The following is a 17,200-nucleotide window of genomic DNA, read 5'->3' as shown; positions in this document are numbered from 1 at the left end:
TGAGAGTAACTGTCCGCGTACGTACGGTCACTCAACGCGCTCGTACGAGTGAAACCGGGAGACCGGCCAACCCGCGCCCCGAACGGGGGCGTTCAGCCCGCTCGCAGCGCCACCGTCATGGCCTCGACGGCGAGCAGCGGTGCCACGTTCCGGTCGAGGGCGGTGCGGCAGGCGCCGATGGCCTCGATGCGGCGCAGCGTGGATTCGGGCGAGGTCCCCAGGGCCAGGCGCTCCAGCATGTCCTGCACCTCGGTGTTGGCGATGGCCACCCGCGAGCCCAGCTGCAGGGCGAGAACGTCCCTGTAGACCCCGGTCAGCTCGGTGAGCGCGAGGTCGAGGCTGTCGCGCTGCGTGCGGGTCTTGCGCCGCTTCTGTCTGTCCTCCAGCTCCTTCATCACGCCGGCCGTGCCGCGCGGCATCCGGCCGCCCTGCCCGCCGCCGAGCGCCGCCTTCAGCTCCTCGGTCTCCTTGCCGTCGACCTCATCGGCGACCTGCTTCGCGTCCTCGGTCGCCGTGTCGATCAGCTCCTGCGCGGCCTTGAGGCAGCCGCCGATCTCCGACACCCGCATCGGCAGCTTCAGGACGGCGGCCCTGCGCTCACGCGCGCGCGGGTCGGTCGCGAGGCGCCGGGCGCGGCCGATGTGGCCCTGCGTGGCGCGCGCCGCGGCCGCCGCCACGTCCGGCTCGATGCCGTCTCTCCGTACGAGCACGTCGGCGACCGCGTCCACGCGCGGCGTGCTCAGCGTCAGGTGGCGGCAGCGGGAGCGGATGGTCGGCAGCACGTCCTCCAGAGAGGGCGCGCAGAGCAGCCACACCGTGCGCGGGGCGGGCTCCTCGACGGCCTTCAGCAGGACATTCCCCGCGCCCTCGGTGAGGCGGTCGGCATCCTCCAGGACGATGACCTGCCAGCGTCCGACGGCGGGCGAGAGCTGTGCCCGGCGGACGAGCTCGCGGGTCTCCTTCACACCGATGGAGAGCAGGTCGGTGCGCACCATTTCCACGTCGGCGTGAGTGCCGATCAGGCTGGTGTGGCAGCCGTCGCAGAAACCGCAGCCGGGGGCGCCGCCGAGCGCCCGGTCCGGGCTGGTGCACTGCAGGGCGGCGGCGAAGGCGCGCGCGGCGGTGGCACGGCCGGAGCCGGGCGGGCCCGTGAACAGCCAGGCGTGCGTCATCTTCGACGACTCCGGCGGCGGGGTGTCCGCGGCGGCCGCCGTCACCAGCGCGTCGGCGTCCCGGGCGGCGGCGCCCAGCTGCTCGCTCACCCGCTCCTGCCCCACCAGGTCGTCCCACACGCTCATGGGGTCACCGCCTTACGCTGCGCTCTGCTCCTGCCCGGACCGCCCATCGCCTGCCCGGACTGCCCATTGTGGAGGACGCCTCTGACAATCCGGCCCGGCCGCGGTGTTCAGCGGCCTCGTCCACCGCGGTGTTCAGCGCCCTCGACGGCCGCGCCGCGCCCGGCCGTCACCGTCGTCGTCCGCCGCGTCCTCGTCCTCGTGCGACCCGAGCAGTTCGTCCGCCAGCGACGGCCGATCGTCCAGCGGAGTCTCCTCGGCCCAGTCGGAGGACGGCCGCCGGGGCACGCCGTGCTCGTCGACCTCGATCTGGGGCAGCTCACGGGTCCGGTCGTCGGACCCGTCGGGCGAGGGCGCACTCGCGGGCCGCTCGTCCCGGAAGTACCCCGGCGGCACCTTGTCCGCCTGGACGGCGGGCAGCACGGCCGTCTCATCGACAGCCCCCGCAGGTGCGGGCGGCTGCGGCAGCACCGCGGTGTCCTCCGCGCCGGAATCCGCCGTGGCAGGACCTTCCGTGGCAGGACCCTCGGCGCCGATCGCCGGCAGGACGGCCGTCTCGTCGGCAGCCCCGGAGGGCGGCTTCACCACGGGCGTGGGCACGGTGGTCTCGTTGTCGGGCACAGCGGTCTCGGTGGTCTCGGCGTCCGGCACGGACGACGCGGCCGGAGCCTCCCGACCAGAATCCGACGCCTTCCGCGTCGAAACCGGAGCCGAAGCCGAAGCGGGACCCTTCGGAGCCGCATCCTTGGGAGCCGCCGTCTTCGGGGTCGCCGCCTTCGGAGCAGGCGCCTTCGGAGCAGGCGCCGCCGCCGAAGCAGCCGTAGCCGCAGCCGCCGAAGCCGCGGCGAGCCGCCGCGCCTCCTCGGCCCGAAGCAGCGCGGCCTCCGCCTTCCGCTGCTTCTCCAGGCGCCGTTCCTCCGCCTCGGCGCGCAGCCGCGCCTCTTCCTCGGCTTCCTTGCGGCGCCGCTCCTCCTCGGCCGCCCGCGCCTTCTCCTCGGCGAGGAGCCTGGCCTGCTCCTCCTCGGCCTTGCGGCGGGCCTCCTCTGCGCGCTTCCTGGCCTCCTCGGCCTGCCGCTCCGCCTCGCGGCGCTGGGCCTCCTCCAGCTCGCGGCGCTTGCGCTCCTCCTCCTCGGCACGGAGCTTGGCGAGCTGCTCCTGGCGCTCGCGTTCGAGCCGCTCCTCCTCGGCCTTGCGCGCGGCCTCTTCCTCGGCCTTGCGCCGGGCCTCCTCCTCGGCGGCCCTGCGGGCCTCCTCCCGCGCCTTCACCTCGGCCTCGGAGAGCGGGAGCACCAGGTCGAGCCGGTGCCGGATGACGGTCGTGACCGCCTCCGGCTCCTGGGCCGCGTCGACGATCAGGTACCGCCCCGGGTCGGCGGCGGCGAGGGTGAGGAAACCGGAGCGCACGCGCGCGTGGAACTCGGCGGGCTCCGACTCGAGGCGGTCGGGCGCCTCCGTGAACCGCTCGCGGGCGGCCTCGGGCGACACGTCGAGCAGGCACGTCAGGTTCGGTACGAGGCCACCGGTCGCCCAGCGGTTGATGCGGGCGATCTCGGTCGGCGACAGGTCGCGGCCGGCGCCCTGGTAGGCGACGGACGAGTCGATGTAGCGGTCGGAGATGACCACGGCGCCGCGTTCGAGGGCGGGTCGTACGACGGTGTCGACGTGCTCCGCGCGGTCGGCGGCGTACAGGAGCGCTTCGGAGCGGTGCGAGAGACCGGCCGACGACACGTCGAGGAGGATCGACCGCAGCCGCTTGCCGACGGGCGTCGCGCCCGGCTCGCGGGTGACGACGACCTCGTGCCCCTTGGCGCGGATCCACTCGGCGAGCGCCTCGGCCTGCGTCGACTTGCCCGCGCCGTCGCCGCCTTCCAGGGCGATGAAGAAGCCGGTGCCGCACGGCACCTGTGCCGGGTCGTCGCCGCCGCGCAGCGCGTCCAGCAGGTCGCGCCGGAGCGGTATGCCCTGGCGGTCGTCGGCCTTGGCGAGAACCAGCGCGGCCACCGGCAGCAGCAGCGCGCCGACCAGCATCAGCGTGAAGGAGGCGCCGCCGTGGTCGAAGACGAACTTGCCGTTGACCATGCGATGCGGCCCGATCGCGGCGGCGACCACGGGGGCCACCAGCGCGCCGAGCGCGAGGACGAGACGTACGACCGCGTGGAGGTGCTCCGTGGTGCGGGCCCTGCGGTAGTCCTCGACCTCCTGATCGAGCAGCGCGTGCCCGATGTTCGCCGCGACGCCCGCGCAGACCCCGGTGAGGGCCAGGAGCAGCAGCACGGTGGTCACGTCGGGCACGAGGCCCGCGGCGAGCAGCGCGACGCCGGTGAGGGCGATGGCGAGCGCGAGCAGTCGGCGGCGCGAAAGAGAGGGCAGCAGGGACGGCGCGACGCGGATGCCGACGGCGGTTCCGCCGGTCAGGGCGAGGACGATCAGGCCGTACGTGACGGGTCCGCCGCCCAGGTCCTTGGCGTGCAGCACGGCGACGGCGACGGCCGCCGCGACGGCTCCTGCGACGGCGGCGCAGGCCGCTACGAAGAGCGGGATCGCGCCGGTGCGGCCCTTGTCGGTGCCGGTGCCGGTGCGCGGCCTGCGCAGCCCCTCCAGCGGGCTACGCGCGCGTGGCGTCTGCGTACGGGGAAGTTCGAGGAAGTAGACGATCGAGAGCGACGCGGCGAAGAGCCCGGCCGCCACGAAGGAGGCGAGGCCGGCCTGGTGCAGGTCGAACCAGTCGATGCCGGCGCCGAGGACGTTCCCGATGAGGGTGATGGCGACGAGGATCGCGGCCGCGACGGGCAGCGCCAGGAATCCCGTACGCAGCGACAGGCGCCGCAGGGCGTCCATGTGGTCCGGCAGCGGCCGTATCGTCGCGCCCTCCAGGGGCGGCGCGGGCAGCAGCGCGGGGGCCGCGCTCTCCTTGGCGACCGTCCAGAAGCGCTCGGCGACGCCGACGACGAAGGACGTCACGAGGATCACCGCGAGGGCGTCGTCCGGAGTCCAGTCGATCCACAGCGGCGCGACGACCAGCAGGGCGGCCCGCACCCCGTCGGCCCCGATCATGGTCCAGCGGCGGTCGAGCGGCCCGTCCGGAGAGGTGAGCGAGGTGAGCGGGCCGAGAAGCACCGCTCCGAAGAGCAGCGTCGAGAGAACGCGCGCTCCGAAGACAGCGGTCACGGCGAAGGCCGCTCCCCGATAGCCGCCTCCGAAGGCACCTTCGGCGATGGACGACTGGAGGGCGAGAATCACCAGGACGAGCAGTGCGAGCGCGTCGCCCACACTGTCGACGAGATGGGCGCTCCACAACCGCTTCAGCTGCGGTACGCGCAGCAAGGCGCGGACGGCGCGCTCTCGGGAATCTGCGACCAGGGCGTCGTCGGGGGCCGGAATTCCGGCCGTTGGCTGCTCGGCACGCGTCATCCGTCCAGCCTATCTGGACGGACCGACTCCCCGAGGAGCCACCCGAACAAACGACCGTCTGGTTCGGGTGGCGTCCAGTGAAGAAGACGTGGAGGAAGACGCCGGACATCAGCCCTCCGAGGACATCAGTCCTCCGAGAACGTCAGTCCTCCGAAGACGTCAGCCCTCCGAAGCGGCGGCCTTGCTGGAGGCAGCCGTCTTCTTGGCGGTGGTCTTCTTCGCCGCGGTGGTCTTCTTGGCCGCCGTCTTCTTGGCAGCGGTCTTCTTTGCGGGTGCCTTCTTGGCGGCGGTCTTCTTCACGGCCTTCTTCGCCGTCTTCTTGGCAGGACCCTTCGCCCGCTTCTCCGCGAGGAGCTCGTAGCCCCTCTCCGGAGTGATGTCCTCGACGGAGTCCGCCGCCCGCAGCGTCGCGTTCGTCTCGCCGTCCGTGACGTACGCCCCGAAGCGGCCGTCCTTGACGACGACCGGCTTTCCGCTGACCGGGTCCTCGCCGAGCTCCTTCAGCGGCGGCTTCGCGGCGGCGCGGCCACGCTGCTTCGGCTTGGAGTAGATCTCCAGGGCCTCTTCCAGCGTGATGGTGAAGAGCTGCTCCTCGGTCTCGATGGACCGCGAGTCCGTGCCCTTCTTCAGATACGGGCCGTACCGGCCGTTCTGCGCGGTGATCTCGACGCCCTCGGCGTCGACACCGACCACGCGGGGCAGGGACATCAGCTTGAGGGCGTCCTCAAGGGTGACCGTGTCGAGCGACATGGACTTGAAGAGGGAGGCCGTCCGCGGCTTCACCGCGTTCTTGCCGGTCTTCGGGGTGCCCTCGGGCAGGATCTCCGTCACGTACGGGCCGTAGCGGCCGTCCTTGGCGACGATCTGGTTGCCGGAGACCGGGTCTGCGCCCAGCTCGAAGTCGCCGCTCGGCTTGGCGAGCAGCTCTTCCGCGTAGTCGACGGTCAGCTCGTCGGGCGCCAGGTCGTCGGGGACGTCCGCGCGCTGGTGGTTCTCGGAGTCGCGCTCGCCGCGCTCCACGTAGGGGCCGTACCGGCCGACGCGCAGCACGATGTCGTTGCCGACGGGGAAGGACGACACCTCGCGGGCGTCGATGGCGCCGAGGTCGGTGACGAGTTCCTTGAGGCCGCCGAGATGGTCGCCGTCGCCATTGCCCGCGTCGGCCGCGCCGCCCGCGGCCTCGCCCTCGCCGAAGTAGAAGCGCCGCAGCCACGGCACGGCCTGCGCCTCACCGCGGGCGATGCGGTCGAGGTCGTCCTCCATCTTGGCGGTGAAGCTGTAGTCGACGAGCCGGCCGAAGTGCTTCTCCAGGAGGTTGACCACGGCGAAGCTCAGGAAGGACGGCACGAGGGCCGTGCCCTTCTTGAAGACGTAGCCGCGGTCGAGGATCGTGCCGATGATCGACGCGTACGTCGACGGGCGGCCGATCTCGCGCTCTTCCAGCTCCTTGACCAGCGAGGCCTCGGTGTAGCGGGCCGGGGGCTTCGTCGCGTGGCCGTCGACCGAGATCTCGTCGGCGGAGAGCGCGTCGCCTTCGTTGACCTGCGGAAGCCTGCGCTCGCGGTCGTCCAGCTCGGCGTTCGGGTCGTCGGCGCCCTCTACGTAGGCCTTGAGGAAGCCGTGGAAGGTGATGGTCTTGCCGGACGCGCTGAACTCGGCGTCGCGGCCGTCGGAGGCGCGGCCGCCGATCTTGACCGTGACGGAGTTGCCGGTCGCGTCCTTCATCTGGGAGGCGACGGTCCGCTTCCAGATCAGTTCGTAGAGCCGGAACTGGTCGCCGTTCAGGCCGGTCTCTGCGGGCGTGCGGAAACGATCACCCGAGGGGCGGATCGCCTCGTGCGCCTCCTGCGCGTTCTTGACCTTCCCGGCGTACGTGCGGGGCTTGTCCGGCAGGTAGTCGCTGCCGTAGAGCTGCGTGACCTGCGCGCGGGCGGCGGTGACGGCCGTCTCGGAGAGGGTCGTGGAGTCCGTACGCATGTAGGTGATGAAGCCGTTCTCGTACAGCTTCTGGGCCACCTGCATGGTCGCCTTGGCGCCGAAGCCGAGCTTGCGGCTCGCCTCCTGCTGCAGCGTCGTCGTACGGAAGGGCGCGTACGGCGAGCGGCGGTACGGCTTGGACTCGACCGAGCGTACGGCGAAGTTCGTGTCCTGGAGGGCGGCGGCCAGCGCTCGGGCGTTCGCCTCGTCCAGGTGCAGGGTGCCCGCGCTGCCCGCCTTGAGCTGCCCGACGGAGTTGAAGTCGCGGCCCTGCGCGACACGCTTGCCGTCGACCGTGGTGAGGCGGGCGACCAGCTGCGACGGGTCGGAGGCGTCACCGGCGCGGCCCGTGCCGAAGGTGCCGGTCAGGTCCCAGTACTCGGCGGAGCGGAAGGCGATGCGCTCGCGCTCCCGTTCGACGACGAGGCGGGTGGCCACGGACTGGACGCGGCCCGCCGACAGACGCGGCATGACCTTCTTCCACAGGACCGGCGAGACCTCGTAGCCGTAGAGGCGGTCGAGGATACGGCGGGTCTCCTGGGCGTCGACCATGCGCTTGTTGAGTTCGCGCGGGTTGGCGACGGCGCTGCGGATCGCGTCCTTGGTGATCTCGTGGAAGACCATCCGGTGGACGGGGACCTTGGGCTTCAGGACCTCGAGGAGGTGCCACGCGATGGCTTCGCCCTCGCGGTCCTCATCGGTGGCGAGGAAGAGTTCGTCGGACTCCTTCAGGAGGTCCTTGAGCTTCTTGACCTGCGCCTTCTTGTCGGCGTTGACGACATAGATGGGCTGGAAGTCGTGCTCGACGTCCACGCCGAGGCGGCGCACCTCACCGGTGTACTTCTCCGGCACCTCCGCGGCGCCGTTGGGGAGGTCGCGGATGTGCCCGACGCTGGCCTCGACTACGTAGCCGGGGCCGAGGTAGCTCTTGATCGTCTTCGCCTTGGCAGGCGACTCGACGATGACGAGTCGGCGGCCGCCCTGTGCGGTCTCGCTGGTCGGGGACAACTTCGCTCTTCTCTCCGGTCGACGCTCGGTGGCAGTGCGCGGCGGCACCGCTCGGCCGCACCGCCCGGTGGCGCTGCGCGGTGGCAGGGCTCTGGCAGTGCGGTGGCAGTGCCCGCATGGCTTGCGTTGCGCTGTCGCTGCGGAGTGTGACGGTACATCCCGCCCCCGTGTCAAACGGGAAAAGCCCGCAACGGCCACTCGAACGGTAACCCGACTACCGCCATTCCTGCCGCCCGGCGTAGCCACCACTCTTCCGGCACCCCGTGCGGCCGGAGCCCGCACGACGACTGGAAGGAGAGGGTCCGCCGCGTCGTCGGCACCACGTCACAGCCGCGTGAAGCACCACACCCCGAGCAGCAGCGCACCCGTTCCCGCGAGCATGGCGAACGTCGCCGATGCGACGGGGTTCACACCCTGGGCGACGGGAGCGCGGTGGGCGACACGCGCACCGGTCCACAGCATCAGTCCGGCTCCGAACAGTGCGAACACCGTCCCGGCGAAGATCGCTGGTCCGCTCTCCATGGTCGTGCCTCCCCGTGCCGAGTTCCCCTGCCGGGAGGCTGGCACGCACGGGAATCGAGCGGACGAAATCGGAGTGAACGGCGAGCGGCCCGGCCGTACACCCCATCCGAAATGCCCCGTACGAGCTCCGAAACGTCCCGTACGAGCTCCGAAATGCCCCGTACGAGCGGGATGTTGGCCGGTTTCCTCCCACCACGCGGGTGCGGTACGCGCAGTCGCTACGCCCCGACCGGCAGCAGGAAGCCCTGCTCCACGAGGAGCCTGATCTGCGCGGGCGTCCGGTCCCGCAGCAACACCGGATCCTCCCCCACCAGTTGGGCGATGGCGTCCAGGATCCGCCCGGCGCTCAGCGAGCCGTCGCAGACGCCCGCGAACCCGGCGCCCACCGTGTCCACCTTGGTGGCCCGCCGCATCCCGCGGTTCTGGCGCAGCACGACGTGCTCGGGGTCCTCGGCGCCCGGCAGCCCGACCTGTTCCTGCACGACCTCGTCGGCGAGCTTGAAGTGTCCGGCGAGCAGCGCGGCGTCGTCGTGCGTACGCAGGTACTCCTGGCGCTCGAAGAACTCCCGAACCGTGTCGCCGAGCGGCTGCTCGACGGGGTGCGGCCACTCCTCGAGAGTGATGGACGGCTCATCGGAGCCGGACTTCCTGAGCGTGATCCAGCCGAACCCGACGGCGCGCGTGCCCCGCGCCTCGAACTCGTCCAGCCACGCGTCGTAGCGCGCCGCGTACTGCGCGGGGTCCGTGCGGTGGTCCCCCGCGTCCCGCAGCCACAGCTCGGCGTACTGCGTGATGTCCTGCACCTCGCGCTGCACGATCCAGGCGTCGCAGCCGCGCGGCACCCAGGAGCGCAGCCGGTCCTGCCACTCCTCGCCCTCGACGTGCTGCCAGTTGGCCAGGAAGTGCGCGTACCCCCCTTCGGTCAACCGCTCCCCCGCCTCCTGAACGAGCGACCGGCACAGATCGTCCCCGCCCATCCCGCCGTCCCGGTAGGTGAGCCGCGCCCCCGGCGAGATCACGAAGGGCGGATTCGACACGATCAGGTCGTACGTCTCGTCCCCCACCGGCTCGAAGAGCGAGCCCTCGCGCAGGTCCGCATCGGGGGCCCCGGAGAGGGCCAGCGTGAGCCGGGTGAACCGCAGCGCCCTGGGGTTGAGGTCGGTGGCCGTCACGCGCGTGGCGTGCTGGGCGGCGTGCAGCGCCTGGATGCCGGAGCCGGTGCCGAGGTCGAGGGCGTTCGCGACGGGCGTACGCACCGTGATGCCGGCCAGTGTGGTGGACGCGCCGCCGACCCCGAGGACGACGCCCTCGTCGTGGCTGCCGATGCCGCCCGCGCCGCCGACGGCGCAGCCCAGGTCGGAGACGATGAACCAGTCCTCACCGCCCGGCCCGCCGTACGGCCGCACGTCCACCGTCGCCCACAGCTCGCCGTCCCGCTCGGTCAGCCAGTCGCTCTCCAGGAGTACGCCGACGGGCAGAACGTCCGCCACGCGCGCGTGGGGCACGGATTCCTGGAGCAGGAAGAGACGTACGAGCGCCGCGAGGGCACCGTCTCCTCGCGTGGCCCGCAGCGCCGGCACGGTCTCGCTGCGGGCGAGCGCCGTGTAGGCGGGGGCGCCGAGCAGTTCGAGCAGCCCGTCGGCGGTGAAGTCGGCGGCGAGCAGCGCGTCCCGCAGGGCGGCGGCTGCGTCGGCACGGTCGGAGGCGGGCAGGGGGAGGCCGGCGTGGCGGCTGGCGTTACTCACCCCTCCATTGTGGCCCGCCCGGTACGCCGACGCCCCCGGCGCCGCCTGGGCGTCGAGGGCATCGGGAAGGTACGGCCGGAAGGGGTCAGTTCTTGGCGGAGGGCGTGGCGGACGCGCTCTTGCAGCTGTCCTGCTTGCCCATGGCCTTGCCGACCTCCCCCTCCTGCAGCTTCTCCAGCGCTTCGTTGCCGCTCTTGCTCAGCTTGTCCAGCTCTCCCGCGACGTCCTTGAGGCCGTCCGCGAAGTCCGCCTGGTTCTTGGTGTCCAGGCCGTCGACCTGCTTCTTCAGGTCTCCGTACGACTTGGAGATGGCGTTGAGCTCCTTGACGGCGTCGTCCGTCTTCTTCTTGCCGTCGTCGACCGGCGGCGCGCCCGCGTCCTTCACGGCGTCGCCCATCGACTTGTAGGCGTCGGACATGTCCTTGAACGCCTTGGAGTCGGTCTTCTGTACGTCGGACGGCGAGCTGTTGTCGGAGGTCTCCTTCTGGATCGCGGCGTTGGCGTCCGCGATCTTCTTCGACTCCGGCTGCACGGAGTCGCAGACCTTCTTGGCCCAGTCGTCCAGCTCCTTGTTGCCGTCGTCGCTGCTGCACCCTGACAAAGCGAGTACCAGTACCGCACCGCCGGACAGTGCGGCTGCAAGCTTCTTGTTCACCGGATTGGTCCCTTCCGTGGCTCTCGGCCCCGGAACTTACACGCCAACTGGGCGACATCCGCATGTCGGGGGCCCGGTCCTACCGCTATTGCAGCCATTTGCACCAAGCGGGGGAACGTACGGGGTACGAGAGAAGCCTCACGGGTCGCCCCCGCACATGGCGACGGGCGGACGGCGCATCAGAAAGCGCCGTCCGCCCGCTTGTTGCCGAGTGGGTTACGAGACCACGGCCGGGTCGGCCGACTTGGCCACGCGTCCCGAGTTGCCCTCGTCCCCGACGGCGATACCGCGCCGCTTGGAGACGTAGACCGCGCCGATGATGACCGCGATGGAGAGCGCCGCGATCAGCACCCGCATCCCGACACTGGCGTCGTCCCCGTAGCTGAACTTGACGACCGCGGGCGCGATGAGCAGCGCCACGAGGTTCATCACCTTCAGCAGGGGGTTGATCGCCGGGCCCGCGGTGTCCTTGAACGGGTCGCCCACGGTGTCGCCGATGACGACCGCGGCGTGGGCCTCACTGCCCTTGCCGCCGTGATGGCCGTCCTCGACGAGCTTCTTCGCGTTGTCCCAGGCACCGCCGGAGTTGGCGAGGAAGACCGCCATCAGGGTGCCCGTGCCGATCGCGCCCGCCAGGAAGGAGCCGAGCGCGCCGACACCGAGTGAGAAGCCGACCGCGATCGGGGTGAGCACGGCGAGCAGACCCGGCGTGGCCAGCTCGCGCAGCGCGTCCTTGGTGCAGATGTCGACGACGCGCCCGTACTCGGGTTCCTCCGTGTAGTCCATGATCCCGGGGTGCTCGCGGAACTGCCGCCGCACCTCGTAGACCACGGCTCCCGCCGACCGCGACACCGCGTTGATCGCGAGCCCCGAGAAGAGGAAGACGACCGCGGCGCCGAGGATCAGGCCCACCAGGTTGTTGGGCTGTGAGATGTCCATCACGAGGTTCATCGGAGCGCCGTCACCGAGTTTCTCGCCGACGTCCTTGGCCGCTTCCGCGATGGCGTCGCGGTACGAGCCGAAGAGCGCCGAGGCCGCGAGGACCGCGGTCGCGATGGCGATGCCCTTGGTGATGGCCTTGGTGGTGTTGCCGACGGCGTCCAGGTCGGTGAGGACCTGGGCGCCCGCGCCCTCGACGTCGCCGGACATCTCGGCGATGCCCTGCGCGTTGTCGGAGACGGGACCGAAGGTGTCCATGGCGACGATGACGCCGACCGTGGTGAGCAGTCCGGTACCGGCGAGCGCGACCGCGAACAGGGCGAGCATGATCGACGTGCCGCCGAGCAGGAACGCCCCGTACACGCCGAGCCCGATCAGCAGCGCGGTGTAGACGGCCGATTCCAGACCGATGGAGATACCGGCGAGGACGACGGTGGCAGGACCGGTGAGCGAGGTCTTGCCGATGTCCTGCACGGGCCGTCGGGTGGTCTCGGTGAAGTAGCCGGTGAGCTGCTGGATCAGTGCGGCCATCACGATGCCGATGGCGACGGCGATGAGCGCGAGGACGCGTGGATCGCCGTCGTGGGCCTTGATCGCCGCGTCCGTGACGCCGTCCAGGTCCGCGTACGTGGACGGCAGGTAGACGAAGACGGCCGCGGCCACGAGCACGAGCGAGATGACGGCGGAGATGAAGAAGCCGCGGTTGATGGCGCTCATTCCGCTGCGGTCGGAGCGCCGGGGCGCCACCGCGAAGATGCCGATCATCGCCGTCACGACACCGATGGCCGGGACGAGCAGCGGGAAGGCGAGCCCGGAGTCGCCGAACGCCACCTTGCCGAGGATCAGCGCGGCGACGAGCGTCACGGCGTAGGACTCGAAGAGGTCGGCGGCCATACCGGCGCAGTCGCCGACGTTGTCGCCCACGTTGTCGGCGATGGTCGCGGCATTGCGCGGATCGTCCTCCGGAATGCCCTGCTCGACCTTGCCGACCAGGTCGGCGCCGACGTCGGCGGCCTTGGTGAAGATGCCGCCGCCGACTCGCATGAACATCGCGATCAGGGCGGCGCCGAGGCCGAAACCTTCGAGCACCTTCGGCGCGTCGGCCGCGTAGACGAGCACCACACAGGAGGCGCCCAGCAGACCGAGCCCCACCGTGAACATGCCGACTACGCCGCCCGTGCGGAAAGCGATCTTCATGGCCTTGTGCGATACGGCGGTGAGATCCTTTTCGGGCTCGCCTTCTGCCGGAGTGGCCTCTCGGGCGGCGGCTGCCACACGAACATTGCTGCGCACGGCGAGCCACATACCGATATAGCCGGTGGTGGCAGAGAACGCCGCTCCGACCAAGAAGAAGATCGATCGGCCCGCGCGCTGATTCCAGTCGTCCGCGGGCAGCAGCATGAGCAGGAAGAACACCACGACGGCGAATACGCCGAGAGTGCGCAGCTGGCGTCCCAGATAGGCATTCGCGCCCACCTGGATCGCCTTCGCGATCTTCTTCATGCTGTCGGTGCCCTCGCCTGCCGCGAGTACTTGTCGTACGAGCACACCCGCGACGACGAGAGCCGCGACCGCGACGGCCGCGATGACCATCACGATGAGGCGGTTGTCGTCGGTCAGGACTGCGGCTGCGAAGGTTGAGGGGTGGTCAAACTGATGAGGGGTAGAAAGCCCCGCCATTCGTCCTCCTTGACGCTTGGGCTGAGCTCAAGATGTGGACGGATTGTAGGGAGCGGAACCTGATCAAAACAGAGCGCCACAAACGGAATTGACCTGATATTGCTTCTCAGCAAATGATCGGGCGCGAAGATTGGCCCCGAAAGCGGTAATGCCTCAAAACCGTTGACACCGGAGTTGCGGGTCGCCGATCTTGCGACATTAGATCTTGCGAAATTAAATGATCAAAATAAAAGGCCCTGTTCACCGTGGTGGTGACAGGGCCTACAGGTCCGCTGGGCGGAGGGGAAGGTCAGGGCAGAAGCGTCGCCGGCGCGGTGGGCCACCGCATGCGGATGAGGCCGCCGGACTCGCCGGAGGTGACCTCCACGTCGTCCACGAGGCCGCTGATGACCGCGAGTCCCATCTCGTCCTCGCCCTCGGGGTCTGTGTCGTCACCGTCGCCGAGGCCCGCGCCGGGCGCCCGGCCGCCGGGAGTCGCACGAGGCGCCTCGTCCCCGACCTCGATGGAGAACTGCTTCTCGTCCTCGATCAGCGCCACCCGCACCGGCGCGTCCACCCCGCTGCTCTGATGGAGCCCGACGGCGCGCGTGCAGGCCTCGCCGACGGCGAGCCTGACCTCGTCGAGGACGGCCTCGTCCACCCCGGCTCTGCGCGCCACCGCGGCCGCCACGAGGCGGGCGGTCCTGACGTGTTCGGGCAGCGCGCTGAAGCGGAGTTCAACGGTGGCCATGCATCCCCCTCGACAGACGCGCGTGCTGTCAGAGGGCCGGGCCCGCAGGCCCGGTCCCCTGCTGTACTGCCGTCCCGGACCCGAGGGCCCGGGACGTCTCGCTTCCGGTCGGCCGAAGCCACTCGGCCGAGGCCACCGATCAGTCGGTCGCCTGGACCGCTTCCTCGACCGAGGTGTGAATCGGGAACACCTTGGTGAGGCCGGTGATGCGGAAGATCTTCAAAATGCGCTCCTGGTTGCAGACCAGGCGCAGCGAGCCCTCATGGGCACGCACCCGCTTCAGGCCGCCGACCAGCACGCCGAGCCCGGTGGAGTCGAGGAAGTCCACGCCCTCCATGTCGACGACAAGATGGAAACTGCCGTCGTTCACCAGCTCGACCAACTGCTCGCGCAGCTTGGGCGCGGTATATACATCGATTTCGCCACCGACCTCGACGACCGTACGATCGCCGACGGTACGGGTCGACAGGGACAGGTCCACGGATCCTCCAGCACCTTGCTATCGAGCGGTCATCCCTCGGGACACCTCGGCAGAGCCCCCAGGACGGATCGCCAGCCGCGATGGCATTCAATCACTTACAGGCACGCATGCACGACGCCTTCGGACCATTGTCCATCCCGCCAGTGACACACTCGATGCCGATGGCCAAAATTTCTCCGCCCGGAGGACCCGCTGCGGGCGCCCCGGCACGCACGTCCCCGCGGACCGTTCTCGACCGGCTCACCGCGGGGCCGAGCCGTGCATCGCGCGTCACTCATACGGAGCACCTGCCCCCACGTGAGGCCCGGTATGCAGTCTGGCCCGACCGCATCCGGCCCGAGGTCATATCCGCGGTCCGGGCCGCGGGCATCGAGCACCCCTGGGCCCACCAGGCACAGGCCGCCGAGCACGCCCTGGACGGCGAGTCCGTGGTCGTCGCCACCGGCACCGCGTCCGGCAAGTCCCTGGCCTACCTCACACCCGTGCTCTCCGCCCTCCTCGACGGCTCCGAGGCGCCCAACGGCCGCGGCACCACCGCCCTGTACCTGGCCCCCACGAAGGCCCTCGCCGCCGACCAGCGCCGCGCCGTCCGCGAGCTGGCCGCCCCGCTCGGCAACGCGGTGCGCCCCGCCGTGTACGACGGTGACACGCCCTTCGAAGAACGCGAATGGGTGCGCCAGTACGCCAATTACGTCCTGACCAACCCCGACATGCTGCACCGCGGGATCCTCCCCTCCCACCCCCGCTGGTCCTCCTTCCTGCGCTCGCTGCGCTACGTCGTCATCGACGAGTGCCACACCTACCGCGGCGTCTTCGGCTCCCACGTCGCCCAGGTCCTGCGCCGCCTCCGCCGCCTCTGCGCCCGCTACGGCTCCGAGCCCGTCTTCCTCCTCGCCTCCGCCACCTCCGCCGACCCCGCGGTGTCCGCGGAGCGCCTCACCGGCCTGCCCGTGAAGGAGGTCGCCGACGACGCCTCACCCCGGGGCGACCTCGTCTTCGCCCTCTGGGAGCCGCCGCTCACCGAGCTGCACGGCGAGAAGGGCGCCCCCGTGCGCCGCACCGCCACCGCCGAGACGGCCGACCTCCTCACCGACCTCACCGTCCAGGGCGTCCGCTCCGTCGCCTTCGTACGCTCCCGGCGCGGCGCCGAACTCATCTCGGTCATCGCCCAGGAACGCCTCGCCGAGGTCGACCGCTCCCTCGTCCGCCGCGTCGCCGCCTATCGCGGCGGCTACCTCCCCGAGGAGCGCCGCGCCCTGGAGCGCGCCCTGCACTCCGGCGAACTCCTCGGCCTCGCCGCCACCACCGCGCTCGAACTCGGCGTCGACGTCTCCGGCCTTGACGCCGTCGTCATCGCCGGCTACCCGGGCACCCGGGCCTCCCTCTGGCAGCAGGCCGGGCGCGCCGGACGGTCCGGGCAGGGCGCGCTGGCCGTGCTCGTCGCCCGGGACGATCCGCTGGACACGTATCTCGTCCACCACCCCGAGGCGTTGTTCCAGCAGCCCGTGGAGTCCACGGTCCTCGACCCCGACAACCCGTACGTCCTCGCGCCCCACCTCTGCGCCGCCGCCTCCGAACTTCCGCTCGTCGACGACGACTTGGCCCTCTTCGGCCCCGCCGCCGAGGAACTGCTCCCCCAGCTGGAAGCCGCGAAGCTGCTCCGGCGCCGGACCAAGGCCTGGCACTGGACCCGCCGCGAGCGGGCCGCCGACCTCACCGACATCCGCGGCGAGGGCGGCAAGCCCGTCCAGATCGTCGAGGAGGGCACGGGCCGGCTCCTCGGCACCGTCGACGCGTCCGCCTCCCACACCACCGTGCACGAGGGCGCCGTCCACCTCCACCAAGGGCGTACGTATCTCGTCCGCCACCTCGACCTTGAGGACTCGGTGGCCCTGGTCGAGGAGGCCTCGCCGCCCTACTCCACGACCGCCCGCGACACGACGGCGATCTCCATCCTGGAGACGGACACCGAGGTCCCCTGGGGCGCAGGGCGGCTCTGCTACGGCTCCGTCGAAGTCACCAACCAAGTCGTCTCCTTCCTGCGTCGCAGAGTCCTCACCGGCGAGGTGCTCGGCGAGACCAAACTGGAACTCCCTCCTCGTACGCTCCGTACGCGGGCGGTCTGGTGGACCGTCACCGAGGACCAACTGGACGCCGCCCGCGTCAATCCCGAGATCCTCGGCGGCGCCCTGCACGCCGCCGAGCACGCGTCCATCGGAATGCTGCCGCTGTTCGCCACGTGTGACCGATGGGACATCGGTGGCGTCTCCGTCCCGCTGCACCCGGACACGCTCCTTCCCACGGTGTTCGTGTACGACGGCCACCCCGGTGGCGCGGGCTTCGCCGAGCGGGCCTTCCACACGGCGCGGGAGTGGCTGACGGCCACGCGGCAGGCGATCGCCTCCTGCGAGTGCGAGGCGGGCTGCCCTTCGTGCATCCAGTCCCCCAAGTGCGGCAACGGCAACGACCCTCTGCATAAGCGGGGCGCGGTACGACTGCTTTCGGTTTTGTTGCGGGATGCGGGGGTGGGGTAGGGGCGGGGGTGCCCTGGGCGGGCGTCTGCGCCTTCCGTCCGCTCGTGGGGCGGGGGTCTGTGCTCAGGTGCGGGTTGGCGCCTTCTGCCCGCCCGTGGGGCGGGGCCGCGGGGGTATGTGCGTACTCGCCATCCCTGCGCCGCGCTGCCCGGACAAAGGCGCCATGGTGTGCTCGGTGCTCCGTTCGCACATACCCCCACGTCCCCTCGGGCGCGCTGGCGGC

At 70.9% G+C, this 17,200-nt stretch carries 10 protein-coding genes; 1 reads left to right on the top strand and 9 read right to left on the bottom strand.

Translation table 11 applies throughout. The features are described 5' to 3' along the window. Nucleotides 1-92: 92 nt before the first annotated feature. From ACZ56E_RS32475 to bldG, 9 genes are all read right to left on the bottom strand, one after another. Nucleotides 93-1,298 (bottom strand): DNA polymerase III subunit delta', encoded by a 1,206-nt coding sequence (locus ACZ56E_RS32475; protein ID WP_468608402.1) that lies wholly within the window; start codon nt 1,296-1,298, stop codon nt 93-95. Nucleotides 1,299-1,430: 132 nt separating this feature from the next. Next, nucleotides 1,431-4,706 carry a dTMP kinase gene (gene tmk, locus ACZ56E_RS32470; protein ID WP_471219661.1) on the bottom strand — a complete coding sequence of 1,092 codons (3,276 nt, stop codon included), beginning with the start codon at nt 4,704-4,706 and terminating at the stop codon, nt 1,431-1,433. A gap of 159 nt (nt 4,707-4,865) precedes the next feature. Beyond that, a complete protein-coding gene (topA, locus tag ACZ56E_RS32465) occupies nt 4,866-7,691 on the bottom strand; it encodes a type I DNA topoisomerase (RefSeq protein WP_471219659.1) in 2,826 nt (941 codons plus the stop codon). A 324-nt stretch (nt 7,692-8,015) separates the two neighbouring features. Next, nucleotides 8,016-8,213, bottom strand: coding sequence for a hypothetical protein (locus ACZ56E_RS32460; protein WP_398302362.1), 198 nt, complete (start codon nt 8,211-8,213; stop codon nt 8,016-8,018). Nucleotides 8,214-8,431: 218 nt separating this feature from the next. Continuing rightward, complete coding sequence (locus ACZ56E_RS32455; protein WP_471219657.1) at nt 8,432-9,958, bottom strand: DUF7059 domain-containing protein; 1,527 nt, start codon at nt 9,956-9,958, stop codon at nt 8,432-8,434. A gap of 85 nt (nt 9,959-10,043) precedes the next feature. Continuing rightward, a complete protein-coding gene (locus tag ACZ56E_RS32450) occupies nt 10,044-10,613 on the bottom strand; it encodes a small secreted protein (protein ID WP_468608394.1) in 570 nt (189 codons plus the stop codon). Nucleotides 10,614-10,829: 216 nt separating this feature from the next. Beyond that, entirely contained in the window at nt 10,830-13,232 is a 2,403-nt protein-coding gene (locus ACZ56E_RS32445) for a sodium-translocating pyrophosphatase (RefSeq protein WP_471219654.1), read from the bottom strand. Nucleotides 13,233-13,521: 289 nt separating this feature from the next. Next, on the bottom strand, nt 13,522-13,962 hold the full coding sequence (locus ACZ56E_RS32440; RefSeq protein WP_468608390.1) for an ATP-binding protein: 441 nt from the start codon (nt 13,960-13,962) through the stop codon (nt 13,522-13,524). A 139-nt stretch (nt 13,963-14,101) separates the two neighbouring features. Continuing rightward, nucleotides 14,102-14,443, bottom strand: a complete 342-nt coding sequence (gene bldG / locus ACZ56E_RS32435; RefSeq protein ID WP_362999272.1) for an anti-sigma factor antagonist BldG — start codon at nt 14,441-14,443, stop codon at nt 14,102-14,104. Between the two features lie 80 nt (nt 14,444-14,523). Here bldG and ACZ56E_RS32430 point away from each other — a divergent pair, with 80 nt between their 5' ends. After that, nucleotides 14,524-16,977 (top strand): DEAD/DEAH box helicase, encoded by a 2,454-nt coding sequence (locus ACZ56E_RS32430; protein WP_471219652.1) that lies wholly within the window; start codon nt 14,524-14,526, stop codon nt 16,975-16,977. Nucleotides 16,978-17,200 lie beyond the last annotated feature (223 nt).

The organism is Streptomyces sp. NPDC039480 (genome assembly GCF_055597165.1).
Note: the sequence above shows the minus strand (reverse complement) of the source record. Positions and strands in the feature narration are given on the sequence as shown.